Raw genomic sequence first — 25,313 nt, 5'->3', positions numbered from 1 at the left:
CCGAGCCATGGCCACTCTACCGGCCGGGGAATCGGGCCATCAGCGGTCCGTCAGTGCTCGGGGTTCGAGGTGACCAGTTCGGTGAGAACGCCGTGGCAGTCCTTGGGGTGCAGGAAGGTGATGGAGGACCCCATGGATCCCGTGCGGGGCTGGTCGTAGAGGACGCGGACGCCCTTGCCGCGGATGGCCTCGGAGTCCCCCTGGACGTCCTCGGTGCCGAAGGCGATGTGGTGGACGCCCTCGCCGTTCTTGGCCAGCCATTTGCCGACGGCGGAGTCCTCGCGGGTGGGCTCCAGGAGCTGGAGGTAGGAGGCGCCGCCGTCGGACGTCTCGTTGATCTTCAACATGGCCTCGCGGACACCCTGCTCCTCGTTGACCTCGGAGTGGAACACCTCGAAGCCGTACGTGGCACGGTAGAACTCGACAGTCTTGTCCAGGTCGAAGCAGGCGATCCCGATGTGGTCGATTCTTGTCAGCATGGTGACAGTGCACCGCCGAAGGGGGTCGTCACGCAACGTGCGCGCGATCACACCGGCACCCGGGTGACCGCTGAGGTACCGCCCAGTACATTCACGTAAACCCTCGTTCACTCCTCATCCAAGGGGCTGTGCCTCATGTCCGGATCGAACAACACCACTTCTGTGATCGTCGCCGGGGCCCGCACGCCCATGGGACGGCTGCTCGGCTCGCTGAAGTCCTTCTCGGGTGCCGACCTCGGCGGCTTCGCCATCAAGTCCGCGCTGGACCGGGCCGGGATCTCCGGCGACCAGGTGCAGTACGTGATCATGGGCCAGGTGCTGCAGGCCGGCGCGGGCCAGATCCCCGCCCGCCAGGCCGCCGTCAAGGCCGGCATCCCGATGAACGTGCCCGCCCTGACCATCAACAAGGTGTGTCTCTCGGGTCTGGACGCGATCGCGCTGGCCGACCAGCTGATCCGCGCCGGTGAGTTCGACATCGTGGTCGCGGGCGGTCAGGAGTCCATGACCAACGCCCCGCACCTGCTGCCCAAGACCCGCGAGGGCTACAAGTACGGCGCCGTCGAGATGCTGGACGCGATGGCCTACGACGGTCTCACCGACGCCTTCGAGAACATCGCGATGGGCGAGTCCACCGAGAAGCACAACACCCGCCTGGGCATCGAGCGCGCCCCGCAGGACGAGTTCGCCGCCGCCTCGCACCAGCGGGCCGCGGCCGCGCAGAAGAACGGCGTCTTCGAGGCCGAGATCGTCCCCGTGGAGATCCCGCAGCGCAAGGGCGACCCGGTGATCTTCTCGACCGACGAGGGCATCCGTCCCGAGACCACCGTGGAGTCCCTCGGCAAGCTGCGTCCGGCCTTCGCCAAGGACGGCACGATCACCGCCGGTACCTCCTCGCAGATCAGCGACGGCGCCGCCGCCGTGGTCGTGATGAGCAAGGCGAAGGCCGAGGAGCTCGGCCTGGAGTGGATCGCCGAGATCGGCGCCCACGGCAACGTGGCCGGTCCCGACAACTCGCTCCAGTCGCAGCCGTCGAACGCGATCCTGCACGCCCTGAAGAAGGAGGGCCTGGAGGTCTCCGACCTGGACCTCATCGAGATCAACGAGGCCTTCGCCGCGGTAGCCGTCCAGTCGATGAAGGACCTCGGCGTGACCCCGGAAAAGGTGAACGTCAACGGTGGCGCCATCGCCCTGGGGCACCCGATCGGCATGTCCGGCGCCCGTGTGGTGCTGCACCTGGCGCTGGAGCTGAAGCGCCGTGGCGGCGGCGTCGGCGCTGCCGCGCTGTGCGGTGGTGGCGGCCAGGGCGACGCGCTGATCGTCCGCGTCGCCAAGTAGGCGGAAGCCGGGCCGCCGGGGCCCCGACACGGGCGCCCCGGCGGCCCTCCCTTCCCGGGCCCGGCGGCCCTCCGACATCCCGTACGAGAACCGAGGAGCGCAGCACGTATGACGGCGGTGGACGTCCCCCAGCTGGTGGCCCAGGCCCGTGAGGGCCGACCGAGGGCGGTGGCCCGGCTGATCTCGCTGGTCGAGGGCGCGTCCCCGCAGCTGCGCGAGGTGATGGCCGCGCTGGCCCCGCTGACGGGCGGGGCGTACGTGGTGGGGCTGACGGGGTCACCGGGCGTCGGCAAGTCGACCTCGACCTCGGCGCTCGTCTCCGCGTACCGCAAGGCCGGCAAGCGGGTCGGCGTCCTGGCCGTGGACCCGTCCTCGCCCTTCTCGGGCGGGGCGCTGCTCGGCGACCGGGTGCGGATGTCGGACCACGCCTCGGACCCGGGGGTCTACATCCGCTCCATGGCCACCCGCGGCCACCTGGGCGGTCTGGCCTGGGCCGCCCCGCAGGCGATCCGAGTGCTGGACGCGGCCGGCTGCGAGGTGATCCTGGTCGAGACGGTCGGGGTCGGGCAGTCGGAGGTGGAGATCGCCTCGCAGGCCGACACCTCGGTGGTGCTGCTGGCCCCCGGGATGGGCGACGGGATCCAGGCCGCGAAGGCGGGCATCCTGGAGATCGGCGACGTCTACGTGGTCAACAAGGCGGACCGGGACGGGGCGGATGCCACCGCCCGGGAGCTGAACCACATGCTGGGCCTGGGCGAGGCCCGGGGCCGGGACGACTGGCGGCCGCCGATCGTCAAGACGGTCGCGGCCCGCGGTCAGGGCATCGACGAGCTGGTCGAGGCGCTGGAGAAGCACCGGGCGTGGATGGACGAGCGCGGCGTGCTGGCCCGGCGGCGGGCCGGCCGGGCGGCCCGGGAGGTCGAGACGATCGCCGTCACCGCGCTGCGGGCGCGGATGGCGGACGTGCACGGTGACGCGCACCTGGACGCGCTGGCCGCCCGGGTGGCCGTGGGCGAGCTCGACCCGTACGCGGCGGCGGACGCGCTGCTGGAGACGCTGACGGAGGCCTGAGCCCCCGCCGGGGCCCACGGCTCGGCGGGGAGCGCGTGCGGCGCTCCCCGCCGGTGGCCGGGGGTCAGGAGTTGTCGTCGGAGTCGGAGTCGGAGTCGGTCTGTGCGGTGACCTTGCCGGTCGTCGGGTCCACCGACGCGTCCCAGGTCTTGCCGTCGGAGCCCCTGACCTCGACGTGCCAGTACGGGGTCTTGCCGCTGTCGTCGTCGGAGTCCCACTCGACGGTCCACGTCGTGCCCGGATGGGCGGCCACGGCGGCCTTGGCGGCCTGCGCTGCAGTGATCTTGGCTGCGAGCAGGCCCTTGTGTTCGCCCGGGTTCTCGTCCTTGTCCACGTTCTCCCGGGAGACCTTGCCCGTGGCGGCGTCGACCTCCAGCTCGGCGTGGCCCTTGCCGTCCTTGGTGATCACGTCCACGTGCCAGATGTTGCCGTCCCTGTCGAGGGACTCGACCACGCCCGGATAGTCCTTGAGGGCGGCGGCGATGGCCTGCTCGGCCGAGACGTCGGCTCGGGCGGCGGCGGACACGGGGGCGGTTCTCGCCGAGTCGGCGGACGCCGTGGCGGCGGTCGCCAGGGGAGCCGCGGTCAGCAGGGCCACGGACGCGGCGGCTGAGACGAACACGTTGCGCTTCATAGGCTGGACCTCCTCAGGCCGGCCCGACGGACAAGGGCCGGCAGCGAGCGTTCCCAGCCATTGTCGGGCCGACGGCCGTCCGGGGCGCGGCGAGCCCGTGAGGCCCGCGCTGCCCGGACGGCTCGGCCTCAGACCTTGCCGCGGTTGTCGCGCAGGTGCTCCGCGACCGGGGTCAGCGAGGCGCGCAGCGCCGCGAGGGCCTCCGGCGGCAGCAGGTCGATGAAGTGCCGGCGGACGGACGCCACGTGGTGCGGGGCGACCCGGCGCATCGTCTCCATGCCCTCGTCCGTGAGCACCGCGTACAGGCCGCGGCGGTCGGACTCGCAGTTCACCCGGCGGACCAGGCCGGCCGTCTCCATGCGCGTGATCTGGTGCGACAGCCGGCTCTTGGACTGCAGCGTGGCGGTCGCGAGATCGCTCATCCGCATCCGGTGGTCCGGCGACTCCGAGAGGTTCACGAGGATCTCGTAGTCGTTGTTGGTGAGTCCGAAGGGCTGGAGATCCTTTTCCAGCTGGTGCATCAGCAGCCTGCTGACGTCCAGGTGGGTGCGCCAGGCGCACTGCTCGGCATCGGTCAGCCAGCGGGTGCCCCCGGACGGACTCTGGGGGAGGGGGGCCGTGTCGGTCTCCATGGTCTCCATGAATGAACTCTACCTAAAAAGTTGAATTACGTACAAAAATCGAGGTCCGGGGATCACAGTCCGAGGCGGCGCTGGAGATCACCCAGCTGTCCCGGCATCCGCGGCACACCCAGCTGCCCCATCGGACCCTGACCGGCCCCCGGAACGCCCTGCGCGTTGCCCGTGGCCGCCCCGGCGCCGACCGCGCCGATCGCCTGCTCCGCCATCAGCATCTCCGACGACTGCAGCAGCACCGTCCCCGCGCCGACGAACTCGAACTGGTGCTCCTCGCCCGAGCTGCCCCCGAGGCCGGTCAGCGAGCGCAGCCCGCCCATCACGCCCGTCATGTAGCCGTGGTCGTAGTGGTGGCACGGCGAAGGGCAGTCGGCCCAGCCCACCAGCGCCTGCGGGTCCACGCGCAGCGGCGGCTCCATGAACACCACCGGTCCGTTGGACGCCGCCACGAACTTCCCGGTTCCGATCAGCGTCAGGAAGCCCGGGACGATCGACTGCTTGAGGGCGAGCGAGGGCTGGTACGCGAGCAGGTTGCCCGACCGGATCGTCAGGTTGCCGTTGTCCAGGTCGTACGAGTTCACGTCGAAGGCCCGGTCGGCCAGCAGCATCTTGCCCGAGCCCTCGGCGACCACCCAGTCACTGGCGTGCAGCGGCGAGTGGAAGCTGGTGCGCAGCAGCCGGTCGAAGCGGCCGTTGCCGATGCCGTTGAACTCGATGTGCCCGTAGTACGAGATCATCTTGCCCTTCTGCAGGAACCACTGGCTCCCCTTGAGCTCCACGCAGAAGGTGTACGCGTTCACGTTGTCGTCGGAGGGCAGCGTGTACGGGTCGTAGACCGTCGGGCCGCCCGGTCCGCCGGTCACAGGGCCAAAGTTCACAGCTTCTCCTCGGAGGCCTGTACGTACACCGCGCCCTGGCCGGACAGTTCCAGCTGGAACGCCTCGCCCGAGCCGCGCCCCACCATGTCCCGCCAGCCGAGGGCGGTGGAGAGCTTGTTGCGCACGTCACCGTGGTGGGCGACGTACGCCTGCGGGTCCACGTGGATCGGGCGCTGCGGGGTGATCGGCAGCTCGATGACCCCGCCGTGGGCCATCACGGCGACGGAGCCGTGGCCCTTGAGGGTGGTGGTGAAGAGGCCTTGGCCGGTCACCTGGCCGCGGACCATGCCCATGACCCCGCCCTGGGAGCCCATGAACATCGTGCCCTGCTGGAGGGTGCCGTCGAAGGCGAGCAGTCGGTCGGCCTCGACGTAGAGGGTCTCGCCGGTCAGGTTGATCACCTGGATGTGGTGGCCGCCGTGGCCGAACATCACGGTGCCGCTGCCCTCGACCGCCATCAGCGGGGTCTGCTCGTTCGCCACCCGGCGCCCGATCATGCCCATGACCCCGCCCTGACCGCCCGTCAGGCTCGGGGTGAAGGAGACCTCGCCGCGGTACGCGAGCATGGCGCCGCGCTGGCTGAACATCTTCTGACCCGGGATCACCTGGGCCTCGACCATCTTCGAGTTGATCTCGCGGAACGGCATCAGATGTCGCCCCCGACGGTGTTGCGCTCGCTGGGCTGCACGTAGACCAGGCCCTCGCCCTCGAAGCGGATCTGGAACGCCTCGCCGGAGCCCTCGCCGATGAGTGTGCGGAAGTTCACACCGGACTGGAAGGACTGCTGGAGGTTGCCCGTGTGCGCGATGTACGCGCCGGGGTCGACGGACAGCGGGTACTGGGCGCTCACGCGCAGCACCACGGCCGGACCGTCGGACATGATCGCGGCCTGGCCCGAGCCCTCGACGGTCGTGGTGAAGAGGCCGTTGCCGGTCGTCGCGCCGCGCAGGCCGGTGAAGGTGGTGCCGGTCCGCAGGCCGGCGTCGGTGCACAGCAGGTTGCTGGACTCGACGTAGAGCTTCTCACCGCGCAGGGAGACCAGGTTGATCTCGCTCGCGCGGTCGGCGAAGAAGCAGGTGCCGTGCCCCTGCACTTCCATCACTGTCATCTGTTCGCCGGTCAGTCGGCGGGTCACCATGCCGCGGAGGCCTTCGCCGCCGCCGGTCATCTTCTTGAAGGCCATCTGCCCGTCGTACGCGACCATGGAGCCGTTCTTCGCTTTCACGGCATCCCCGGTCAGGTCGACGGCCAGCACCTTGCTGCCTTGGAGTCGGAACTGAGCCACGGGAAGACGTTATCGGCACCGGGCGACCCCGAACAGGGCCCTGTGGACGATATATGCCACACCCGGGAGATATGGGGGCGACCGGGCCCGGCCCGCGCGGGCCCGGGAGCGGGAGGGGCCGGGTCAAGATCCCGTAAAGCGGCTGAGACACTGGGAAGGACCCTGGCCTCCACCCCGAAGGTTCCACGTGGACATCAAGACCGCCTCCGCCCTGCATCGGCTCCGCCTCGTCTCCGTTCCGGAGGCGCTGTCGTTCCCGGCCCTGCTGATCTTCGGTTCGCTGCTGAGCCGGGTCTCGGACATCGACTACCTGTTGATGCCGCTGGGCTTCCTGCACGCGATCCTGTTCATGATCTACGGGGTGCTGCTGCTGGACGTCTGGTACAAGGCGAAGTGGCCTTTCAAGAAGGTCCTGTTCTTCTTCGTCCTCTCCGTGGTGCCCCTGGGCGGCCTCTACGGCGACAAGCTGCTCAAGCGGGAAGAGGCGGACAGTGTGGTGGCCGCCCGCGTCGCGCGTGAGGCGGCCCAGGCGTGATCGTCGCGTTCTCGGTGACCCCGCTGGGGGTCGGTGAAGAGGTCGGCGAGTACGTCGCCGACGCGGTCCGGGTGGTCCGCGAGTCCGGGCTGCCGAACCGCACCGACGCGATGTTCACCACCGTGGAAGGTGAGTGGGACGAGGTCATGGACGTGATCCGGCGCGCGGTGGCCGTCGTGGAGGAGCGCGCCCCGCGCGTCTCCTTCATCCTCAAGGCCGACATCCGTGCCGGGGTCCACGACGGGATCACCTCCAAGGTCGAGACGGTGGAGCGGCACCTGGCCGAGGGCTGAACCGCCCTCACCCGCCCGACATCGCCAGATACATCCGAAAGCGCCCCCGGCCCGAGGCCGGGGGCGCTTCCGCATGCCCGCGTGCCCGGGCCGACCTCGTTTGAGCGATTGCTCAATTTCCCCTAGGGTGCCGGTTGAGCGATCGCTCAACACGACGAACGGGGGGTGGGAATGGGTCTCTACGTCGAGACGCGGATCCGGGCCGGCATGGACGAACTCTGGGAGCGCAGCCAGGACCCGGCCCAGCACCAGCGGTGGGACCTGCGGTTCACCTCCATCGGTTACCTCCCGCGCGCCGAGGGCGAGCCCCAGCGGTTCCGGTACGCGACCCGCGTGCTGCCGTTCCTCTCCGTCGACGGGACCGGGATCTCCGCCGGGGAACGCCACCGCCCCGACGGAACCCGGGTGTCGGCCCTGCGGTTCGCCTCGGAACACCCGCTGTCGCTGCTCGCCGAGGGCAGCGGCTACTGGCGCTACGTCCCCGACGCCGACGGGATCCGCTTCCTCACCGGCTACGACTACCGCCCGCGCTGGGGTCGGTTCGGGGCCCTCGCCGACCGGCTGGTCCTGCGCCCCCTCATGGGCTGGGCCACCGCCTGGTCCTTCGACCGGCTGCGGCTGTGGTGCGAGCGCGGGACCACCCCGGGACGCGCCTTGGCCCGCGCGATCGGCGAGGGCGCCCTGCGCGCCCTGCTGTCGGTGGCCGCCCTGCTGTACGCGCCGCTGCCGATCGCCCTGTTCGTCCTGGTCGCCGCCCTGCTGCTGCCCCCGCTGCCCGGCACCCCGGCCGCCCGCCGCTGCCTGCGCACCCCGCCCGGGCGGACCCCGGCCCCCGCGCCCCGCCTGCTGAGCACCCTGGAGCTGTCGTGACCTCCATCTTCCGGGCCCACATGGGCGCCGAGTTCGACCGTCTGCACCCGCAGATCCAGCGCCGCTTCTCGGTGGGCCTCACGAGCGGCGAGGGCTGCGTCGGCCGCGGCACCATGGAGCGGATATGGCACGGCCCCGGTTATGTGAAGCCCTTCCTCCGGCTCGGCGGCACGCGGAACATCCTGGTGCCGCGCGAGGGGCGCGACGTCCCCTTCGTCATCGAGAACCTCCCCTACCTCGACTCCTTCGGCCGCGAGACCGTCACCTTCGTCCGGACCTTCCAGCTGCCCGACGGGCCGCACCGGTTCGACGCCACCATGGTCCACAGCCCCGAACGCGACTGCGTCCTCGACTACCTGGGCACCCACCAGCACCTCGCCAGCGACCTCCACATGAGCGCCGAGCCCGACGGCTCGCTGCTCATCCGCTCCGGCGAACACCGCTTCCGCGAGGGCCCCGTCGACGTCCGTGTGCCCGACCTGATCGGCGGCGACGCCGAGGTCCGCGAGTCCTTCGACGACACCACCGGCCGGTTCCGGATCCGGGTGCGCGTGGTCAACCGCCGCTTCGGACCGCTCTTCGGCTACGAGGGCTCCTTCATCGCTGAGTACGTCGACGCCCGCGATCGGTGGGCGACCGGCCTGTGCGGCGACCTGCGGCCGGTCCGCGAGGAGGCCCGGGCATGAGCGCCGCCACCAAGCAGAAGCTGCTCGAAGGAGCCCTGCGCACCCTGGCCGAGCAGGGCGTCGCCAAGGCCTCCGCACGCACCGTCGCGGCCACCGCCGGAGTGGGGCAGGGCCTGATCTTCTACCACTTCGGCTCCGTGGACGAGCTGCTCGCCGCGGCCTGCCGATACGGCGCCGAGCAGCGCGTGGCCCGCTACCGCGACCGCCTCGCCGCCCTGGGCAGCCTCGCCGAACTGCTGGAGTTCGCCCGCGCCATGCACGAGGAGGAACGCGCCGCCGGGAACGTCGCCCTGCTCGGGCAGCTGCTGGCCGCCGGGCAGACCTCGCCCGTCCTCGCCGCCGCCACCGCCGACGGGCTCGGACTGTGGGTCGAGGAGCTGGAGAAGGTCCTCACCCGGCTGCTGGCGGCGACCCCGCTGGAGGGGTACGCCGACCCGGCCGGGCTGGCCCGGGCCACGGCCGCCTCCTTCATCGGCATCGAGCTGTACGAAGGGGTCGACCCGCAGGGCGCCGGCAGCGCGCTCGCCGCGCTGGAACAGCTGGCCGGACTGGCCACGATGCTGGAAGGTCTCGGCTCCCTGAGCCAGCGCGTGGTGCGGCACGGCCTGCGGCGCGGCACCCGCTGAACCGGGCCGCGCCGCCCGCGCCGCCCGCGCCGCCTGCGTCATCCGCGCGCATCACCCGTACGGCCTACGGCGCCCGATCCGCGGAAGGACCGCCCGGTCGGCCGAGCCCCGTTCGACACGACCGAAGCTGTCGCCTTTCGTAGGGATATCGGCCTCGGGATCGAGCATCGGGAGGGACCGTGGCGCCGGAAAGATTCGACTACGAGGCGCACAGCCGCCTCGCCGGTCCCCTCGCGCAACCGACCCCCGGCCCCGACGGCGTGTACCGGGTGGAGTACCGCTCCCTGCTCTCGCGCGAGGAGGTCCGCACCCGAATACGGGCGATCGCCCTCATGACCCTCGCCCCGATGGCCGCGGCCGGACTGCTGCTCTACCTGGTCTGGCCCAGCCACTGGACCGTCCGGGAGGGCGCGGCCCGTTGGCTGGTCGTCCTCGATGCCACGATGCTCTGCTCCATCGCGTTGATCATGCTCTTCACCCTGGTCAACGTGGTGTCGATCGCCCACGCCACGATGGTCGCCCGCGACCCCGTCCCCGTACCGGCCGAGCCCGGCACCCGCGTCGCGTTCCTGACGACCTACGTCCCCGGCAAGGAACCCCTCGCCATGGTGCGGGCCACGCTCCAGGGAGCGCGGCGCGTGCGCCACGACGGGCCGCTGGACGTATGGCTGCTGGACGAGGGCGACGACCCCGAGGCCCGGGCGCTGTGCGCGCGGCTCGGCGTACGGCATTTCACCCGCAAGGGCGTGCCCGAGTGGAACACGGCCAAGGGTCCCCACCGGGCGAGGACCAAGCACGGCAACTACAACTCCTGGCTGCTGCGGCACGGCGACGACTACGAGTTCTTCGCCTCCGTCGACACCGACCACGTCCCGCTCGCGAACTACCTGGAGCGGATGCTCGGATTCTTCCGCGACCCCGACGTCGCCTTCGTCGTCGGCCCCCAGGTCTACGGCAACTACACCGAGGCCGTCACCAAGGCCGCCGAATCCCAGCAGTACCTCTTCCACGCCCTGATCCAGCGCGCCGGCAACCGGTACGGCGCCCCGATGTTCGTCGGCACCAACAACGCCGTCCGGATCAGCGCCCTGCGGCAGATCGGCGGACTCTACGACTCCATCACCGAGGACATGGCCACCGGCTTCGAGCTCCACCGCCGCAGGAACCCGGCCACGGGGCGGTTCTGGCGCTCCGTCTACACCCCCGACGTACTCGCCGTCGGCGAGGGCCCCGCCTCCTGGACCGACCTCTTCACCCAGCAGCTGCGCTGGTCGCGCGGCACCTACGAGACCCTGTTCAAGCAGTACCGCAAGAGCCTGTTCACGATGCCCGCCGGGCGCCGGCTCAACTACACGTTGATGCTCGTCTACTACCCGATGACCGCGGTGAACTGGCTGCTCGGCATCCTCAGCTGCGCCCTCTTCCTGTGGTTCGGCGCCTCCGGCACCCAGGTCTCCTCCAAGGTCTGGCTGATGCTCTACGCCGACGCGGCCGCCCTCCAGGTGGGCCTCTACCTGTGGAACCGCCGCCACAACGTCTCCCCCCACGAACCGGCGGGCTCCGGCGGCGTCGCGGGCATGGCCCTCTCCGCGGTCTGCGCGCCCGTCTACCTCAGGTCACTCGGCTCGGCGGTGCTGCGCACCGAGGGCCGATTCGTCGTCACCCCCAAGGGCGGGGACGCCAGCCCCGACCGGTTGGCGACCTTCCGCATCCACCTCTTCTGGGCCGCCGTCCTGATCGCCTCGCTGCTGGCGTCCGTCCGCTTCGAGCACACGCACGTCGCCATGCGCGTATGGGCGGTGCTGGCCCTGGCCATCGCGCTCGCCCCGCTCGCCGTGTGGTGCGTGACACGCGGCCGACCGGGCTCGGAGGGCGGGACGGAACCGGGCTCCGAGCCGGGTGAGGAGCCGGCGTACGTCCAAGCGACAGGAGGGAACTGAGCATGGACTACCGGCCTTCGAAGAAGTTCAAGAAGACCGCCCTGGGCGCCGCGGCCGTGCTGCTGCTCGTCGCCCTCAACGCGCCCGCCGCGCTCTCCTTCGCCGAGGACAAGTACCACTCGTACAAGATCGGGCAGACCAGCTACCGGATCCAGTACGGGGCGTGGGACCTGGTCGGGCTCCCCGAGGAGTACCGCATCAACGCCATGCACGCGGCCCTGCTGCACACGGGCAAGGTGCTGCTCATCGCCGGCAGCGGCAACAACCAGAAGAACTTCGACAAGGGCACCTTCGAGACCGTCCTGTGGAATCCCGAGGACAACAGCTTCAAGAAGATCCCGACCCCGGAGGACTTCTTCTGCGCCGGGCACAGCCAGCTCCCCGACGGGCGCCTGCTGGTGGCCGGCGGCACCGCCCGCTACGAGGTCCTGCACGGGAAGGTCACCCGGGCGGGCGGCCGGATGCGGGTCAAGAACGAGAACCCCGACAAGATCGTCAAGCTGCGCAAGGGCACCCGCTTCCGGTCCCCGTCCGGGGTGGAGTACGAGGCGAAGTTCGACGTGGTCGTGCCGAAGGCCAGGAAGAAGTTCGAGATCACCTACGGGCGCGGTGGACAGGCCGTTCCCTGGCGGACCACCGTGGTCGCCGCCGAGTCACGGGTCTTCGTGGAGGCGGTGAAGCCCGGCGCCGCGGGGCTGACCACGGAGGCCGCGCAGTACGAGGTGGTCGGGCTGACCGGCAAGGACGCCGACAACGTCTACGGGCTCGCGGAGCGACTGAGCGCCGACAAACAGGACTTCCAGGGCATCAAGTCGGCGTACGAGTTCGACCCGGAGGCGGAGAAGTACCTCCGCGTCGACCCGATGAGCGACGCCCGCTGGTACCCGACGCTCGTGACCCTTCAGGACGGGCGGGTGCTCGCGGTCTCCGGACTCAACGACGTGGGCGACGTGGTGCCCGGCGACAACGAGTACTACGACCCGCAGACCAAGAAGTGGTCGAAGGCCCCCTTCCACTACTTCCCGACCTATCCCGCGCTCTTCCTCATGCAGGGCGGCAAGCTCCTCTACACCGGCTCCAACGCGGGCTACGGCCCCAAGACCAAGGGGCGCGAGCCGGGCGTGTGGGACCTGGCGACCAACACGTTCGAGAAGGTGGGCGGGCTCGCCGAGCCGGACCGCATGGAGACCTCCTCCTCGCTCCTGCTGGCGCCCGCCCAGGACCAGAAGGTGATGGTCCTCGGCGGCGGTGGGGTCGGCGAGTCCAAGCTCTCCTCCCGCCGGACCGCGATCGTCGACCTGAAGGAGGAGAACCCGGTCTTCCGGACCTCGGCGCGGCTGCCCCGCGCCACCCGCTATCTGAGCAGCGTGCTGCTGCCGGACGACTCGGTCTTCACCACGGGCGGTTCCGCCGACTACCGCGGCCGCGGTGCCAGCGACATCCACAAGGCGCAGTTCTACTACCCGCGCACCGACTCCTTCGTGGCCGCCGCGGACCCGACCGTGGGCCGCAACTACCATTCCGAGGCGCTGCTGTTGCCGGACGGGAGGGTGGCGACCTTCGGCTCGGACCCGCTCTTCGCCGACAAGGACAACACCAGGCTGGGCAAGTTCGAGCACCGGATGGAGGTGTACTCGCCCCCCTACCTCTACCGGGACCCGGCCCGGCGGCCGGTCCTGGGCGACGGGCCCGAAGCGTTCGACGCGGCCGGGCGGGCCACCTTCGCCACCGCGGACCCGGAACGGATCGCCCGGGCCCGCCTGATGCGGCCGAGCGCGGTCACGCACACCACGGACGTGGAGCAGCGTTCGATCGAGCTCGGGCTGACCAAGGCGGACCGCTCGGTCACGGTCGAGGTGCCGCAGGACCCGACGCTGGTGCCGCCGGGCTGGTACATGCTGTTCGTGACCGACGCGGACGGGACGCCGTCGGTGGCGAAGTGGCTCCAGGTCAAGGCCCCGCGGCCGGCGGCCCCGTAGGGGGTGTCCGGGCCGCGTCCGGTCATTCGCGGGCGCGGCGGGCCAGTCCCAGGGCGTAGTCCGGCCACCAGGTGCCGGCCGACGGACCGCCGCGGCAGGTCCCGTCGGACTCGCCGGGCCGCTTGACCCAGAGGTACGCGTCGACGAGCGGGTCGCCCGTCCGGTCGGTCGGCGGCGTCCCGAGGGCGCGGCCCGGTGGATTGCACCAGGCCTGGGCGCGGTCGCCGGGCAGCGGACCGCCGCCGTTGCGGCTGGTGTCGATGACGAAGTGCTTGCCGCTGGTGCCCTGGGAGATCTTCGCGCCGTAGGCCCGGGCGGTCGCGTCGGGCTGGAAGTTGGAGACGTTGAGGGCGAAGCCGTCGGCGCGGGCGAGGCCCGCCTTGAAGAGGGGGTCGACGAGGTCCAGTGGGTTGGGGATCCAGGCCGGGTTGCCGGCGTCCAGATAGACCTTGGTGTTGCGGTTCTTCTTCAGCCGGTCGACGGCCTCGGAGAGCAGTTGGTAGCGCTCGGCGTGGTGCTCCGGCCGGGTGCACCCGTCGATGATGTGCGCGATCGCGTCGGGCTCCAGGACGACGACGGCCTTGGTGTCCTCGATGTTGTCGGCGAAGGCGCCGATCCAGCTCCGGTAGGCGCGGGCGTCCGGGGCGCCGCCGGCCGAGTGCTGTCCGCAGTCCCGGTAGGGGATGTTGTACGCGGCGAGCAGCAGGGTGCGCCCGGTGGCCCGGGCCCCCGCCCGGGCCCGGCGGATCTCGGGACCGGGGTCGTCACCCGGCCCCCACAGGGTGAGCGGGCGGTCCGCGATCCGGCGCAGCACCTGGGCGTCGCTGTTGCGGCCGGCGGCCTCCCACGCGGCGACCTGCCGGGCGGCGTCGCTGTGCGGGTCCACCCAGAACGGGGACTCCTCTGCCGCGACGATGGGGGAGGGCGCCGCGGGCGAGGCGGCGGGGGTACCCGGCTCGGGCCCGGGTTCACCGCCGCAGGCGGGGGCCGCGGCGAGGAGCGCGAGGAGGCCGAGGACGGGGGCGGTGGTGCGAAAACGCGGCCTGCGAGCGGCGGGGGGCATCCGGCTTCCTCGGGACGAAGGGTCGGGCAGCGGAGCAAGATACCGGGATATGTTGACATGTCGGGCAGTTGGCAGGGCTGTGCGACACCGGGCGGCGGCGGGGCCACGGAGGAGGACCGGGCGGGCGAGGTCCGGGCGGGCGAGGTCCGGCGGTCCGGGCTCAGGGGGCGGGATCGCCCGTGGTGAGGGCGATCGCGAGCGGGGTGCGCTCGTAGCGGACCTGGTGGCCGTGGCGTGCGGAGATGAGCAGTCCCGCCGCGTGCAGGACCCCCAGATGGGCCGAGACCGTGGACGGGGCCAGACCGAGCCGGTGTGCCAGCGCCGTGGTGGAGGCCGGCTCCTCCAGCGCGCACAGCACCTCGGCCCGGGCCCGGCCCAGGAGCCGGGCGAGCGCGTCCGGGGTGTTCTCCTGGGCAGGGGTCCACAGGGCGCCGACGCCACGCGCCGGATAGACGATGGTGGGCTGCCAGGGCGGGTCGAAGCCGCCCGCGATCCCCGGCCAGATGAAGGCGCTCGGCATCAGCAGCAGCCCTTGGCCGCCCAGGACGCGCTCGTGGTGGCTGGGCCGCTCGATGGTCAGGGTGAGGGTGGCCGGATCCCAGGCGAGGCCCGGGTGCAGACCGTCGAAGAGCGACTGGAGCCCGCCGGCGGCGAGGCGCCGCGAGTGGAAGAGGATGTCCGCCTCCAGCAGGGCCCGCAGCCGCGGCCAGTGCGGCTCGATCAGCAGGCTCCAGGCCCGCTCCATCAGATCGGCCAGTTCGCGTACGGCCCGCACCGGATCGGCGAGGAGGTGGCGCCCCGTATCGCTGTCGAGGGCGCCGGGCGTGCAGGCCAGCGACTTGCGCATGTCCTCGTGCGCCGCGGCCGGGTCCGCCCCGCGGATCAGCGCGATCTCCTCCTCGAAGGAGACCCCCGGTCCGCTCGGCGGCGGGCCGATGAAGTCCGCGCTGTGCCCGCGGTGCGGCATCAGCAGCCACAGGGGCCGCAGGTCCAACCCGTCGGCCGCGGCGCGGATCCGACGCAGCCAGGGCAGGTGGTAGGCCTGCCGTTCCGTGAGCTTCAGGGTGCGGACCGCCTCCTGCGTCTCCCACGCGGGCGACAGCGCGAAGCGGCACCGCAGCAGATCCTCGTGCCCGAAGTAGTGGTGCAACCCCATCCCGGTGCTCCCTCCCCCTCTCCCGGACTTCCGCCGGGACAAGGACCGACAAGGACAGACAAGGACCGACAAGGACCGGCAAGAACTCTGCCTCAACATTCGGCCACAGGCGAATCTCTGGAGCGCCCGAGGCGGGCCCGGGACGCTGGGTCCATGCCAGCCGACACCCAGGCGCCCGGGCGGTCCGCACCGCCACCGGGCTACCGCTCCGTGTTCCGGGTCCGTGAGTTCCGTACCGTCTTCGCCGCACATCTGCTGTCCGTGTTCGGCGTGGTCGTCGCCGAGATCTCGCTGTCCGTCCTCGTCTACCGCACCACCGGCTCACCCCTGATGAGCGCGCTCACCTTCGCCCTCGGCTTTCTCCCGTACGTCCTCGGCGGCACCCTCCTCGCCGGGATCGCCGACCGCCACCCCGCCCGCCGGGTGCTCGTCACCTGCGACCTCGTCTGCGCGCTCTGCGCCGCCGCCATGGTGGCGCCGGGCACGCCCGTCGCCGTGCTCCTCGTCCTGCGCTGCGCCATGGCCTTCGTCGCGCCGCTGTTCCAGGGCACGCGCAACGCCTCCCTCCCCGACATCCTCGGCACCGGCGACGCCTTCGTCCTGGGCCGCTCGCTGCTGCGCATGGTGGCCCAGAGCGCCCAGCTCATCGGCTTCGGCCTCGGCGGGCTGCTGCTCACCGTGCTCGCGCCGCGCGCCGCCATCGCCCTCACCGCCGCCGGCTTCCTCGGCTCCGCGCTGCTGCTGCGGCTGGGCACGCGCAGCCGCCCCGCCCGCAACGCCGCCCGTACCTCCCCGCTCGCCGGACTGCGCGCCGTCCTCGGCCGCCGCCGGCTGCGGGCGCTGATGCTGCTGTTCTGGCTGCCGCCCGTCTTCCTCGTCGTCCCCGAGGCGCTGCTCGCCCCGTACGCGGACGGCATCGGCGTCGGCACCGCCGCGCTGGGCCTGATGATGTGCGCCATGCCCGTCGGCACCATCGCCGGGGAACTCTGGGCGGGCTCCGCCCTCACCGCCCGGACGCGCTCGCGGATCGTGATCCCGCTCGCCTCCGCCGGGCTGCTGCCGTTCCTGCTCTTCGCCCTGCGGCCGGGCCCGCCCGTGGTCCTCGCCGCCCTGCTGCTCGCCGGGCTGGCCCACGCCTACACCCTCGGGCTGGACCAGTGGTACGTCGACGCCGTCCCCGACGAGCTGCGGGGCCGGGCGATGACCCTGCTCAGCACCGGCCTGATGACCCTCCAGGGGGTCGGCATGGCCCTGGCCGGGCTGGCGGCCGAATTCCGCCCGGTGCACGAGGTGGTCACCGGCGCCGGGGTCCTCGGAACCGGGGTCGTCCTGCTGCTCCTGGCCGAACTCCGGTCCGCCGCCCGGCAGGAGGAACGACTGAGGGATGAGACGGCCCTCGCCGTGAAGTGACCTCCCGGTAGGGTCGGACGCGTGCCCAAGCCGCTCAGCCTTCCCTTCGATCCCATCGCCCGCGCCGACGAACTCTGGCAGCAGCGCTGGGGACCCGTGCCCTCGATGGCCGCGATCACCTCGATCATGCGCGCGCACCAGATCCTGCTCGGCGAGGTCGACGCGGTCGTCAAGCCGTACGGGCTCACCTTCGCCCGGTACGAGGCACTGGTGCTGCTCACCTTCTCCAAGGCCGGCGAACTGCCGATGTCCAAGATCGGCGAGCGGCTGATGGTCCACCCGACCTCGGTGACCAACACCGTGGACCGGCTGGTGAGGTCCGGACTGGTCGCCAAGCGACCCAACCCGAACGACGGCCGCGGCACCCTCGCCTCCATCACGGAGAAAGGCCGCGAGGTCGTCGAGGCCGCCACGAAGGACCTGATGGCCGTCGACTTCGGCCTCGGCGCGTACGACGCCGAGGAGTGCGGGGAGATCTTCGCGCTGCTGCGCCCGCTGCGGGTGGCCGCGGCGGACTTCCAGGACTAGGGCCTGTCTTCCGGACCCTGCCGGGTCCCGGGGCCGCGTCAAGATCGAGCAAAACGGACGGCTAGGCTCGTCGGCATGAAACGAAGCGTGCTGACCCGCTACCGCGCCATGGCCTACGTGACCGCGGTCATGCTCCTGATCCTCTGTGCCTGCATGGTGGCGAAGTACGGCTTCGACACCGGCGCCGACCTGACCTTCGTGGTCTCGCAGGCCCACGGTGTGCTCTTCATGATCTACCTGGTCTTCGCCTTCGACCTGAGCTCCAAGGCCAGGTGGTCCTTCGGCAAGATGCTCTGGGTCATGCTCAGCGGAACGATTCCGGTGGCCGCCTTCTTCGTCGAGCGCAAGGTCCGCGCCGAGGTCGAACCGCTGGTCGACGACTCGCTCGCGACCGCCAAGGCCTGATCTCCGCCGCGTACGAGGCGAGCGTCACCCACCCCCGGGGCGACTCCCCGGGGGTTTGCCATCGACATTTACTAGGACGTCCTAGTAAATTCATGGGTATGGACGCTGACGCCATCGAGGAAGGCCGCCGTCGCTGGCAGGCCCGCTATGACAAGGCCCGCAAGCGCGAGGCAGACTTCACCACGCTCTCCGGCGACGAGGTCGAACCGGTCTACGGTCCCCGCCCCGGCGACGCGTACGAGGGCTTCGAGCGCATCGGGTGGCCGGGCGAGTACCCGTACACCCGCGGCCTCCACGCCACCGGGTACCGCGGGCGGACCTGGACCATCCGGCAGTTCGCCGGGTTCGGGAACGCCGAGCAGACCAACGAGCGCTACAAGATGATCCTGGCCGCCGGCGGCGGCGGGCTCTCCGTCGCCTTCGACATGCCGACCCTCATGGGGCGCGACTCCGACGACCCCCGCTCCCTGGGCGAGGTGGGCCACTGCGGGGTCGCCATCGACTCCGCCGCCGACATGGAGATCCTTTTCAAGGACATCCCGCTCGGTGACGTCACGACCTCGATGACGATCTCGGGCCCGGCCGTCCCCGCCTTCTGCATGTACCTGGTCGCCGCCGAACGGCAGGGCGTGGACCCCGCCGTCCTCAACGGCACGCTCCAGACCGACATCTTCAAGGAGTACATCGCCCAGAAGGAGTGGCTCTTCGAACCCGAGCCGCACCTTCGCCTCATCGGCGACCTCATGGAGTACTGCACGAAGGGCATCCCGGCCTACAAGCCGCTGTCCGTCTCCGGCTACCACATCCGCGAGGCCGGAGCCACGGCGGCGCAGGAGCTCGCGTACACGCTGGCCGACGGCTTCGGCTACGTGGAGCTGGGCCTCTCGCGCGGCATGGACGTCGACGCCTTCGCCCCCGGCCTGTCCTTCTTCTTCGACGCGCACCTCGACTTCTTCGAGGAGATCGCCAAGTTCCGCGCCGCGCGCCGGATCTGGGCCCGCTGGATGAAGGAGGTCTACGGGGCGAAGAGCGAGAAGTCCATGTGGCTGCGCTTCCACACCCAGACCGCCGGTGTCTCCCTGACCGCGCAGCAGCCGTACAACAACGTCGTGCGCACCGCGGTCGAGGCCCTCGCGGCCGTGCTCGGCGGCACGAACTCCCTGCACACCAACGCCTTGGACGAGACCCTCGCCCTGCCGAGCGAGCAGGCGGCCGAGATCGCCCTGCGCACGCAGCAGGTGCTGATGGAGGAGACCGGCGTCGCCAACGTGGCGGACCCGCTGGGCGGTTCCTGGTTCGTGGAGCAGCTCACCGACCGCATCGAGGCCGAGGCCGAGAAGATCTTCGACCAGATCAAGGAGCGCGGCCTGCGCGCCCACCCGGACGGGCAGCACCCGATCGGGCCGATCACCTCGGGCATCCTGCGCGGCATCGAGGACGGCTGGTTCACCGGGGAGATCGCCGAGTCGGCCTTCCAGTACCAGCGGTCCCTGGAGAAGGGCGACAAGCGCGTCGTCGGCGTCAACGTGCACCACGGGTCGGTCACCGGGGACCTGGAGATCCTCCGGGTCAGCCACGAGGTGGAGACCGTCCAGGTGCGGGAGCTCGCGGCCCGCAAGGCCCGCCGCGACGACGCCAAGGTCGACGCGGCACTGAAGGCGATGCTGGACGCCGCCCGGGACGGGGCGAACATGATCCCGGCCATGCTGGACGCGGTGCGGGCCGAGGCCACGATGGGCGAGATCTGCAACGTCCTGCGCGACGAGTGGGGCACGTACACCGAGCCGCCGGGCTTCTGACCCGCCGCGCGTAAAGGTGTGGAACGGCCGGTCATGGCGCCCCTACGGTGGCCCCATGACCGGCCTTCCCGTTTCCGTGCCCGGTGTCAGCGCCCGCGTGGTGATGCAGATCGGCTGCGGCCCGTACGCGTACATCGTCGTCGACTTCGAACCGCCCGGCGCCGACGGTGCGTCGGAGTTCCTGCACACCGTGCGGGAGGAGCGGCTGCCGCACGAGTTCCTGCCCGCGGTGTTCGAGGGGATCCAGGAGGGGCTGGGCGGGGTGACGGCCCGGGTGCGCGTCACGGACGGCGGCTTCCACGAGGTCGACTCCAGGGACGACGGCTACCGGTTGGCCGGGCTGTACGCGGGCCGGGCCGCGCTCGCGGGCGCCGGACTGGGGCCGCCGCCGGAGAACCAGGGTCGACGGATCACGGTGAGTTGGCCCGGGAAGCCCCGCCCGACGGCGCAGACGTAGCCGGGACGCGTCAGGCCGCCGCCGGGCCCTGGAGGCCGTGCATCAGGAGGGCCGTGAAGGTGGCCACCCAGACCTCGTCCACCGGTTCGGAGCTCACCAGGGCGCGGTGCACGACCGTGCCGGCGATCACGTCGAAGATCAGGTCCGTGGTGCGACCCGCGAGGGTCTCGTCCTCCTCGTACGGGAGTTCGCCACGGGCCTGGGCCCGCTCGCGACCCAGTACGACGAGACGTTTCTGCCGGTCCACGATCGCCGACCGGATCCGGTCGCGCAGGGCCTCGTCCCGGGTGGACTCGGCGACGACCGCCATCAGGGCGGTACGGGCCTCCGGCCGCCGCAGCAGTTCCGCGAACTGCAGCACCACGCCTTCGATGTCCGCTTCGAGGGAGCCGCGGTCCGGGAGTTCGAGCGCGTCGAAGAGTTCCGCGACGGCGTCCACGACCAGCTCGTTCTTGCCGGCCCAGCGCCGGTAGAGGGTGGTCTTGGCGACCCCCGCGCGGGCGGACACGTCGCCCATCGTCAGCTTCGACCAGCCCAGCTCGACCAGCGCGTCCCGGGTCGCGGCGAGGATCGCGGCGTCCGCGGCGGCGCTGCGGGGACGACCGGTGCGGCCGGGGCTGGGGTTGCGCATGGCCGAGACCATACCCGTCGGTAGCCATACCGGCCGCTGTGGTTCAGATCACGGGCCCGCGAGGGGCGCGGTGGGCCGCCGGGGGAGTTACGCTACGGCTCGTAGCGTAAGAGCGACAACCACGCGAAGAGCTACAGGCGCCAGGTGGGGACCCGGCGCCGTTCAGCATCACGATCGCGACAGTACGGCGGCACGGCCAATTCACGCGATCTTTTTCGTCGGCGCGCGCACACGGGGGAGGATGTACGCATGCAGCCCAGAAACATGTCCATGAGCGGCGTCGTCGACCTCGCCGCGGTGAAGGCGGCCGGCGAGGCCAAGGCCAAGGCCGAGCAGGCCCGCGCCGAAGCGGCGAAGCGGGCCGGCGAGGCCGGCGAGGCGGGTCCGTCCGCCGGTGCCGTGCCGCCGTCGGCGCTCGTCATCGACGTAGACGAGGCCGGTTTCGAACGCGATGTGCTCCAGCTCTCGGCAGAGGTCCCGGTCGTCCTGGACTTCTGGGCCGAGTGGTGCCAGCCGTGCAAGCAGCTCAGCCCGCTGCTGGAACGCCTGATCACCGAGGCCAACGGTCGCCTCGTGCTCGCCAAGATCGACGTCGACGCCAACCAGATGCTCATGCAGCAGTTCCAGATCCAGGGGATCCCGGCCGTCTTCGCCGTGGTCGCCGGTCAGGTCCTGCCGCTGTTCCAGGGCGTGGTCCCGGAGCAGCAGATCCGTGAGACCTTCGCCCAGCTCGTCCAGGTCGCCGAGGACCGTTTCGGGATCATCGGCATCGAGGTGGACCCGGACGCGGAGGGTGCCGCTCCGCCCGCCTCGGCCGCGGACGAGATCCCGGCCGGCCCGTACGACGCCCTGCTGGAGGCGGCTGTCGTCGCGCTCGACGCCGGTGACCTCGGTGGCGCGGTCCAGGCGTACAAGAACGTGCTCGCGGACGACCCGCTCAACACGGAGGCCAAGCTGGGCCTGGCCCAGGCCGAGCTCCTCGCCCGGGTCCAGCACATGAACCCGCAGGCGGTGCGGGCCGCGGCGGCCGAGAACCCGCGCGACCCGGCGGCGCAGATCGCGGCGGCCGACCTCGACCTGGTCGGCGGCCACGTGGAGGACGCCTTCGGGCGCCTGGTGGACACCGTCCGGGTCACGTTCGGTGAGGACCGCGACGTCGTGCGGCTGCGGCTGCTGGAGCTGTTCGAGGTCATCGGCGCGGACGACCCGCGGGTCTCCGCGGCGCGTACGGCGCTCGCCCGGGTGCTCTTCTAGGCCGGCTCCGGACCGGCTTTCGCGGCCGCTCCAGGCCCCTCGACGCGCCTCTCGCGGACATCGCCGGGTCACCGGCGATTTGTTGACACGTAGATAAACAGCGGCCGCGCTTTGCCAAAACTTGGCAATCGCGGCCGCTGTTACTCGCAGTAAATCGAACCCTGTGAACTGTCCGGTGTGTTCGTCATTCGACTGTTCTGTCGTGGCCGTGGGTAACACCCTGTGTTGCTGCCCGACGGCAACGGGTCGCACCTAGGTTATCTGGCCGTTACCCGCCAGTAACGAACCCCCTTGTGCCCCGGCCTGGAATGGACCACGATCGGCGACGCTCGGTCCTTCCCGCAGAGCCGCTCACTCGGAGCCGCGGTGAAGGGTCCCCACCGAGTCGGCCTGTGGCAGTGGCACCGGCCGTGGGACAGGGGGGTCTCTGCCACTCCGGCGGGGCCTGTCCTCCAGGTTGCGCGAACGCGTGGCCCAGTGGTTGTCGCTCGGGGGTGATCGCCGGTGTATCGGACGTGGCTCAGCCGCGGCCCGGCCGCCTGCGCTCCTTCCCGAGGACGTAGCACTTCTCCCATCCCAGGACGGGCACGGCCCGGACCGGAGATGTACGTCCGAGAAGGAGGAACGAAATGAGTTCTCAGGTTCGTGGCGGGACCAGATGGAAGCGCTTCGCGCTCGTCATGGTGCCGAGCATCGCGGCCACGGCCGCGGTCGGTGTGGGTCTGGCGCAGGGTGCCCTCGCGGCGTCCTTCAGCGTCTCCGGCCAGGACTTCAAGGTCTCGGCCGACGAGCTCGTGGGTGAGAACCTCATCCAGTACGGCGGTATCGCCGAGGGTCACGACCTCAAGGGCAACGCCCAGCACCACCCGGTCACCATCTCCGGGTTCAGCAACGCCAAGATCACCAACATGTGCCAGTCCCTGGTCACCCCGACTCCGCTGGGCAACATCACGCTCCAGCTGAAGACCGGTCACAAGGGCACCCCGGCCGAGGCGTCCAACATCTACCTGGATGTGGCCGAGCTCGACACCAACGCCGAGTTCACCAACCTGGACATCGGTGTCGCGGTCGGCGACCCGAGCCACAAGACCAAGCCGCAGGCCGGCACGGTCGCCAGCCCGTACGCCTTCTCGCAGCGCGCGGACAAGGCGATCCTGCGGGACGTCAAGCAGAAGGCGTGGGCGACCACGGCGGGCACCTTCAAGCTGCCCAACCTGAAGCTGCGCCTGCTCGGTGGCGACCAGCCGTGCTACCAGGACATCAAGGACTGATCAGTCCCCGTGTCTGACCGGACGGGCGGGTGGTGGCAGCCGTCGCCCCCGCCCGTCCGGGCTCCACAGAGTTCTCACGTACCACCCGTTTCCAGGGAGCTGTTGTCCATGAACCCCCAGGCCCCGGTTTACGTTCGCGCAGAAGACGACGCCTGGCCCACCGTGGCGTACTACCACTTCCACGCCTGGCGTGGCCGCCGTCCCTTCTGGGCCGGGTTGTTCACGCTCCTCGGTGGCTTCCCGATCGCATACTTCCCTTACGCGGACCTCCGGCTGGGCAACATCAGTCTCGCGATGGCCACCACGGGCGGCGCAGGCGCACTGATCATCGGTGTACTGCTCATCACGCTCGGCCTGGCGCTCTGGTTCCAGGCGACCATCCGCGTCTTCGCCGGCGTGGCCGCGATCCTGCTGGCCCTGGTCTCCATCCCGGTGTCCAACCTCGGCGGCTTCTTCGTCGGCTTCCTCCTCTCCATGGTCGGTGGCGCTCTCGCCCTGGCCTGGGCGCCGGGTCAGCCGGTCGAGGAGGGCGCACAGCCGACGGACGCGCAGCCGATGGTCGAGCAGCAGCCGGGTGTGGTCGGCCTGAGCAAGGCGGAGGCGACGGCGGGCATGGGTGTCCAGGGCATTCCTGGTCCCCGTGGGACGGAAACGGCACACGCGAGCGAGACGACTGCCCACGCCGATGGCGGGAGGAACAGTGCGGGGTGACGAGACGCAGCGGGGCGTGGCCCCAGGCGCAGAGTCCCGTGTAGTGAAGGGGCCGCGCCACGCGGCGCCCAGGAAGTCGCTGCTGAACAAGATCCAGATACCCGTCGGCAAGACGATGGCGCTCGCGGCGATGCCGACGGCCGTGTTCGTCGGGATGGGTATGGCGCCCAAGCTCGCCGTGGCCGACGACAAGGAGATCCCCTTCGCGCCCGGCCCGTGTGTGACGCGGTCCGACGAACCCGCGGAGACCGAGTCGAAGTCCCCGTCGCCGACGCCGTCCACGACGCCTTCGCCGAGTACGTCGCCCAGCGCGACGCCCTCTCCGTCGGTGTCCGCGTCCACGAAGGAGAAGGCGAAGCCGAGCACCTCCCCGTCGGCGGCCAAGCCCCCGGTGACGAACGAGAAGGCCGCGGCTCCGGCCCCGGCCACGACGCCGGCTCCGGAACCGACCAAGTCCACGAACCCGCTGGACCCGCTGGGCGTCGGCGACGCGCTCAAGAACCTCGTCGACGAGCTCGGCAGGCCCCTCGAGGACGCGACGGCGAAGGCGACCCCGACGCCCGCGCCCACCCCGTCGGGCGCTGCCACGACGGCCCCGACCCCGGACCCGGCCGCGGACGCGATCCGCGACGCGGCGAAGAAGGCCGGCGTCGACGTCAAGGAGCTGTCCGAGGAGGTCAAGAAGACCGAGAAGGACCCCAAGAACGAGACGGGCGAGGACAAGGCCGAGGACGACGAGGCCAAGGACGACAAGTCCAAGGCCGAGGACGAGGACAAGGCCAAGGACGAGGAGACGAAGGACCCGGACGGGAAGCAGCCCTTCCCGTGCCCGACCTACGACGCCAAGGCCCTGGCCGACGCCGAGCTGGAGCAGGGTGTCCCGCTCCTGCCGGACGAGCCCTGGTACCTCGACAGCTCCCTGCTGACCCTCTACGGCTTGGACTACCACGGCATCGTCGAGGTGAAGACGGCCGGCGGCAAGACCAAGAAGGTCCTGAAGTTCACCGCGGACTCGCTGGACATCAAGGACCTGTACCAGACGGTCGGCAAGTCGGGGAACGTCGCCCACCTGAAGTCGCGTCCGGGCTCCACGTCCAAGATCCGCGGCGGCACGGTGACGATGTACACCGAGAGCCTCAAGGGGAACCTGTTCGGTCTGATCCCGATCGAGTTCACCCCGAACAGCCCGCCGCCCCTGAACGTCCCCTTCGCGTTCTTCACGGACGTCAAGGTCGTCCAGGCCGGCCAGTTCGGCGGCACGCTCACCGTTCCGGGCCTGAAGAACTACATCGGCCCACCGGAGTAGTACCGGCTCACGCACGTCCGACGGCCCGCCCCTTCCCGGGGGCGGGCCGTCGCCGTCACCCCGGCGGGCCCCGCAC

The 25,313-nt window shown here is 71.0% G+C and carries 27 protein-coding genes; 18 read left to right on the top strand and 9 right to left on the bottom strand.

From position 1 onward, the window contains the following. Positions 1 to 50 precede the first annotated feature (50 nt). A complete protein-coding gene (mce, locus tag ACWG52_RS12295) occupies positions 51 to 479 on the bottom strand; it encodes a methylmalonyl-CoA epimerase (protein ID WP_008738238.1) in 429 nt (142 codons plus the stop codon). A 135-nt stretch (positions 480 to 614) separates the two neighbouring features. Here mce and ACWG52_RS12290 point away from each other — a divergent pair, with 135 nt between their 5' ends. Together ACWG52_RS12290 and meaB are read left to right on the top strand one after the other, a co-directional pair. Next, positions 615 to 1,814 carry an acetyl-CoA C-acetyltransferase gene (locus ACWG52_RS12290; RefSeq protein ID WP_033218877.1) on the top strand — a complete coding sequence of 400 codons (1,200 nt, stop codon included), beginning with the start codon at positions 615 to 617 and terminating at the stop codon, positions 1,812 to 1,814. 108 nt (positions 1,815 to 1,922) lie between these two features. Continuing rightward, positions 1,923 to 2,885, top strand: coding sequence for a methylmalonyl Co-A mutase-associated GTPase MeaB (gene meaB / locus ACWG52_RS12285; protein ID WP_375943683.1), 963 nt, complete (start codon positions 1,923 to 1,925; stop codon positions 2,883 to 2,885). Positions 2,886 to 2,949: 64 nt separating this feature from the next. Here the strand turns inward: meaB and ACWG52_RS12280 are convergent, their stop codons facing one another. The 5 genes from ACWG52_RS12280 to ACWG52_RS12260 all read right to left on the bottom strand — a co-directional run bounded on the left by ACWG52_RS12280 (position 2,950) and on the right by ACWG52_RS12260 (position 6,317). Then, positions 2,950 to 3,519: a PepSY domain-containing protein gene (locus tag ACWG52_RS12280; RefSeq protein ID WP_453128676.1), complete on the bottom strand. Its 570-nt coding sequence runs from the start codon at positions 3,517 to 3,519 to the stop codon at positions 2,950 to 2,952. 128 nt (positions 3,520 to 3,647) lie between these two features. Further along, positions 3,648 to 4,151 (bottom strand): MarR family winged helix-turn-helix transcriptional regulator, encoded by a 504-nt coding sequence (locus tag ACWG52_RS12275; RefSeq protein ID WP_453129062.1) that lies wholly within the window; start codon positions 4,149 to 4,151, stop codon positions 3,648 to 3,650. A gap of 62 nt (positions 4,152 to 4,213) precedes the next feature. After that, a complete protein-coding gene (locus ACWG52_RS12270; RefSeq protein ID WP_326750448.1) occupies positions 4,214 to 5,017 on the bottom strand; it encodes an AIM24 family protein in 804 nt (267 codons plus the stop codon). Between the two features lie 11 nt (positions 5,018 to 5,028). Further along, positions 5,029 to 5,679, bottom strand: a complete 651-nt coding sequence (locus tag ACWG52_RS12265; protein ID WP_030720825.1) for an AIM24 family protein — start codon at positions 5,677 to 5,679, stop codon at positions 5,029 to 5,031. Continuing rightward, positions 5,679 to 6,317: an AIM24 family protein gene (locus tag ACWG52_RS12260; protein ID WP_033218882.1), complete on the bottom strand. Its 639-nt coding sequence runs from the start codon at positions 6,315 to 6,317 to the stop codon at positions 5,679 to 5,681. The genes ACWG52_RS12265 and ACWG52_RS12260 overlap by 1 nt, the downstream gene beginning before the upstream one ends. Positions 6,318 to 6,504: 187 nt before the next feature. On the opposite strand from ACWG52_RS12260, the gene ACWG52_RS12255 reads away from it, so the two are divergent. The 7 genes from ACWG52_RS12255 (at position 6,505) to ACWG52_RS12225 (ending at position 13,246) form a co-directional block, all read left to right on the top strand. Then, a complete protein-coding gene (locus ACWG52_RS12255; protein ID WP_033218884.1) occupies positions 6,505 to 6,852 on the top strand; it encodes a DUF3817 domain-containing protein in 348 nt (115 codons plus the stop codon). After that, entirely contained in the window at positions 6,849 to 7,145 is a 297-nt protein-coding gene (locus ACWG52_RS12250) for an MTH1187 family thiamine-binding protein (protein ID WP_389805562.1), read from the top strand. The genes ACWG52_RS12255 and ACWG52_RS12250 overlap by 4 nt, the downstream gene beginning before the upstream one ends. A 171-nt stretch (positions 7,146 to 7,316) precedes the next feature. Then, positions 7,317 to 8,015: a hypothetical protein gene (locus tag ACWG52_RS12245; protein WP_352163627.1), complete on the top strand. Its 699-nt coding sequence runs from the start codon at positions 7,317 to 7,319 to the stop codon at positions 8,013 to 8,015. Then, a complete protein-coding gene (locus ACWG52_RS12240; RefSeq protein WP_390138043.1) occupies positions 8,012 to 8,701 on the top strand; it encodes a DUF4166 domain-containing protein in 690 nt (229 codons plus the stop codon). Before ACWG52_RS12245 ends, ACWG52_RS12240 begins: the two co-directional genes overlap by 4 nt. Further along, positions 8,698 to 9,327 (top strand): TetR/AcrR family transcriptional regulator, encoded by a 630-nt coding sequence (locus tag ACWG52_RS12235; RefSeq protein WP_389805554.1) that lies wholly within the window; start codon positions 8,698 to 8,700, stop codon positions 9,325 to 9,327. The genes ACWG52_RS12240 and ACWG52_RS12235 overlap by 4 nt, the downstream gene beginning before the upstream one ends. A 179-nt stretch (positions 9,328 to 9,506) precedes the next feature. Further along, on the top strand, positions 9,507 to 11,267 hold the full coding sequence (locus ACWG52_RS12230) for a glycosyltransferase family 2 protein (RefSeq protein ID WP_453128673.1): 1,761 nt from the start codon (positions 9,507 to 9,509) through the stop codon (positions 11,265 to 11,267). 2 nt (positions 11,268 to 11,269) lie between these two features. Further along, the gene (locus ACWG52_RS12225; RefSeq protein WP_389805550.1) at positions 11,270 to 13,246 is read left to right on the top strand and encodes a radical copper oxidase GlxA; all 1,977 of its coding nucleotides are present in this window, start codon (positions 11,270 to 11,272) and stop codon (positions 13,244 to 13,246) included. A gap of 22 nt (positions 13,247 to 13,268) precedes the next feature. On the opposite strand, the gene ACWG52_RS12220 is transcribed toward ACWG52_RS12225, so the two are convergent. Then, positions 13,269 to 14,309: a glycoside hydrolase family 6 protein gene (locus tag ACWG52_RS12220; protein ID WP_453128672.1), complete on the bottom strand. Its 1,041-nt coding sequence runs from the start codon at positions 14,307 to 14,309 to the stop codon at positions 13,269 to 13,271. A 160-nt stretch (positions 14,310 to 14,469) separates the two neighbouring features. Further along, positions 14,470 to 15,465, bottom strand: a complete 996-nt coding sequence (locus ACWG52_RS12215) for an ArsR/SmtB family transcription factor (protein ID WP_389805545.1) — start codon at positions 15,463 to 15,465, stop codon at positions 14,470 to 14,472. Between the two features lie 153 nt (positions 15,466 to 15,618). On the opposite strand from ACWG52_RS12215, the gene ACWG52_RS12210 reads away from it, so the two are divergent. The 5 genes from ACWG52_RS12210 to ACWG52_RS12190 all read left to right on the top strand — a co-directional run bounded on the left by ACWG52_RS12210 (position 15,619) and on the right by ACWG52_RS12190 (position 20,064). Then, entirely contained in the window at positions 15,619 to 16,875 is a 1,257-nt protein-coding gene (locus tag ACWG52_RS12210; RefSeq protein ID WP_390138049.1) for an MFS transporter, read from the top strand. A gap of 21 nt (positions 16,876 to 16,896) precedes the next feature. Continuing rightward, the gene (locus ACWG52_RS12205; RefSeq protein WP_030720792.1) at positions 16,897 to 17,403 is read left to right on the top strand and encodes a MarR family winged helix-turn-helix transcriptional regulator; all 507 of its coding nucleotides are present in this window, start codon (positions 16,897 to 16,899) and stop codon (positions 17,401 to 17,403) included. Positions 17,404 to 17,478: 75 nt separating this feature from the next. Further along, complete coding sequence (locus ACWG52_RS12200) at positions 17,479 to 17,808, top strand: DUF3817 domain-containing protein (RefSeq protein WP_033218901.1); 330 nt, start codon at positions 17,479 to 17,481, stop codon at positions 17,806 to 17,808. A gap of 98 nt (positions 17,809 to 17,906) precedes the next feature. Beyond that, the gene (locus ACWG52_RS12195; RefSeq protein WP_389805539.1) at positions 17,907 to 19,607 is read left to right on the top strand and encodes an acyl-CoA mutase large subunit family protein; all 1,701 of its coding nucleotides are present in this window, start codon (positions 17,907 to 17,909) and stop codon (positions 19,605 to 19,607) included. Positions 19,608 to 19,662: 55 nt separating this feature from the next. Next, the gene (locus ACWG52_RS12190; RefSeq protein ID WP_161291562.1) at positions 19,663 to 20,064 is read left to right on the top strand and encodes a hypothetical protein; all 402 of its coding nucleotides are present in this window, start codon (positions 19,663 to 19,665) and stop codon (positions 20,062 to 20,064) included. Between the two features lie 10 nt (positions 20,065 to 20,074). Here ACWG52_RS12190 and ACWG52_RS12185 read toward each other — a convergent pair whose 3' ends face one another. Next, on the bottom strand, positions 20,075 to 20,695 hold the full coding sequence (locus tag ACWG52_RS12185; RefSeq protein ID WP_030720780.1) for a TetR/AcrR family transcriptional regulator: 621 nt from the start codon (positions 20,693 to 20,695) through the stop codon (positions 20,075 to 20,077). A gap of 249 nt (positions 20,696 to 20,944) precedes the next feature. On the opposite strand from ACWG52_RS12185, the gene ACWG52_RS12180 reads away from it, so the two are divergent. The 4 genes from ACWG52_RS12180 (at position 20,945) to ACWG52_RS12165 (ending at position 25,237) form a co-directional block, all read left to right on the top strand. Next, on the top strand, positions 20,945 to 21,949 hold the full coding sequence (locus ACWG52_RS12180) for a tetratricopeptide repeat protein (RefSeq protein ID WP_389805533.1): 1,005 nt from the start codon (positions 20,945 to 20,947) through the stop codon (positions 21,947 to 21,949). 629 nt (positions 21,950 to 22,578) lie between these two features. Further along, positions 22,579 to 23,220 carry a DUF6230 family protein gene (locus ACWG52_RS12175; RefSeq protein ID WP_389805530.1) on the top strand — a complete coding sequence of 214 codons (642 nt, stop codon included), beginning with the start codon at positions 22,579 to 22,581 and terminating at the stop codon, positions 23,218 to 23,220. A 108-nt stretch (positions 23,221 to 23,328) separates the two neighbouring features. Beyond that, the gene (locus tag ACWG52_RS12170) at positions 23,329 to 23,931 is read left to right on the top strand and encodes a DUF6114 domain-containing protein (protein WP_389805527.1); all 603 of its coding nucleotides are present in this window, start codon (positions 23,329 to 23,331) and stop codon (positions 23,929 to 23,931) included. Next, positions 23,921 to 25,237 carry a hypothetical protein gene (locus ACWG52_RS12165; RefSeq protein ID WP_390166295.1) on the top strand — a complete coding sequence of 439 codons (1,317 nt, stop codon included), beginning with the start codon at positions 23,921 to 23,923 and terminating at the stop codon, positions 25,235 to 25,237. The genes ACWG52_RS12170 and ACWG52_RS12165 overlap by 11 nt, the downstream gene beginning before the upstream one ends. Positions 25,238 to 25,313 lie beyond the last annotated feature (76 nt).

The organism is Streptomyces sp. CLCI03, from assembly GCF_053615355.1.
This window is presented reverse-complemented; position numbering and strand designations above follow the sequence as displayed.

What these genes read in the sequence shown, in the direction of transcription:
- mce (WP_008738238.1), bottom strand. Translation starts at nt 479, where the DNA reads ATGCTGACAAGAATCGACCACATCGGGATCGCCTGCTTCGACCTGGAC.
- ACWG52_RS12290 (WP_033218877.1), top strand. Translation starts at nt 615, where the DNA reads ATGTCCGGATCGAACAACACCACTTCTGTGATCGTCGCCGGGGCCCGC.
- meaB (WP_375943683.1), top strand. Translation starts at nt 1,923, where the DNA reads ATGACGGCGGTGGACGTCCCCCAGCTGGTGGCCCAGGCCCGTGAGGGC.
- ACWG52_RS12280 (WP_453128676.1), bottom strand. Translation starts at nt 3,519, where the DNA reads ATGAAGCGCAACGTGTTCGTCTCAGCCGCCGCGTCCGTGGCCCTGCTG.
- ACWG52_RS12275 (WP_453129062.1), bottom strand. Translation starts at nt 4,151, where the DNA reads ATGGAGACCGACACGGCCCCCCTCCCCCAGAGTCCGTCCGGGGGCACC.
- ACWG52_RS12265 (WP_030720825.1), bottom strand. Translation starts at nt 5,679, where the DNA reads ATGCCGTTCCGCGAGATCAACTCGAAGATGGTCGAGGCCCAGGTGATC.
- ACWG52_RS12245 (WP_352163627.1), top strand. Translation starts at nt 7,317, where the DNA reads ATGGGTCTCTACGTCGAGACGCGGATCCGGGCCGGCATGGACGAACTC.
- ACWG52_RS12235 (WP_389805554.1), top strand. Translation starts at nt 8,698, where the DNA reads ATGAGCGCCGCCACCAAGCAGAAGCTGCTCGAAGGAGCCCTGCGCACC.
- ACWG52_RS12225 (WP_389805550.1), top strand. Translation starts at nt 11,270, where the DNA reads ATGGACTACCGGCCTTCGAAGAAGTTCAAGAAGACCGCCCTGGGCGCC.
- ACWG52_RS12220 (WP_453128672.1), bottom strand. Translation starts at nt 14,309, where the DNA reads ATGCCCCCCGCCGCTCGCAGGCCGCGTTTTCGCACCACCGCCCCCGTC.
- ACWG52_RS12215 (WP_389805545.1), bottom strand. Translation starts at nt 15,465, where the DNA reads ATGGGGTTGCACCACTACTTCGGGCACGAGGATCTGCTGCGGTGCCGC.
- ACWG52_RS12210 (WP_390138049.1), top strand. Translation starts at nt 15,619, where the DNA reads ATGCCAGCCGACACCCAGGCGCCCGGGCGGTCCGCACCGCCACCGGGC.
- ACWG52_RS12200 (WP_033218901.1), top strand. Translation starts at nt 17,479, where the DNA reads ATGAAACGAAGCGTGCTGACCCGCTACCGCGCCATGGCCTACGTGACC.
- ACWG52_RS12195 (WP_389805539.1), top strand. Translation starts at nt 17,907, where the DNA reads ATGGACGCTGACGCCATCGAGGAAGGCCGCCGTCGCTGGCAGGCCCGC.
- ACWG52_RS12190 (WP_161291562.1), top strand. Translation starts at nt 19,663, where the DNA reads ATGACCGGCCTTCCCGTTTCCGTGCCCGGTGTCAGCGCCCGCGTGGTG.
- ACWG52_RS12185 (WP_030720780.1), bottom strand. Translation starts at nt 20,695, where the DNA reads ATGCGCAACCCCAGCCCCGGCCGCACCGGTCGTCCCCGCAGCGCCGCC.
- ACWG52_RS12180 (WP_389805533.1), top strand. Translation starts at nt 20,945, where the DNA reads ATGCAGCCCAGAAACATGTCCATGAGCGGCGTCGTCGACCTCGCCGCG.
- ACWG52_RS12175 (WP_389805530.1), top strand. Translation starts at nt 22,579, where the DNA reads ATGAGTTCTCAGGTTCGTGGCGGGACCAGATGGAAGCGCTTCGCGCTC.
- ACWG52_RS12170 (WP_389805527.1), top strand. Translation starts at nt 23,329, where the DNA reads ATGAACCCCCAGGCCCCGGTTTACGTTCGCGCAGAAGACGACGCCTGG.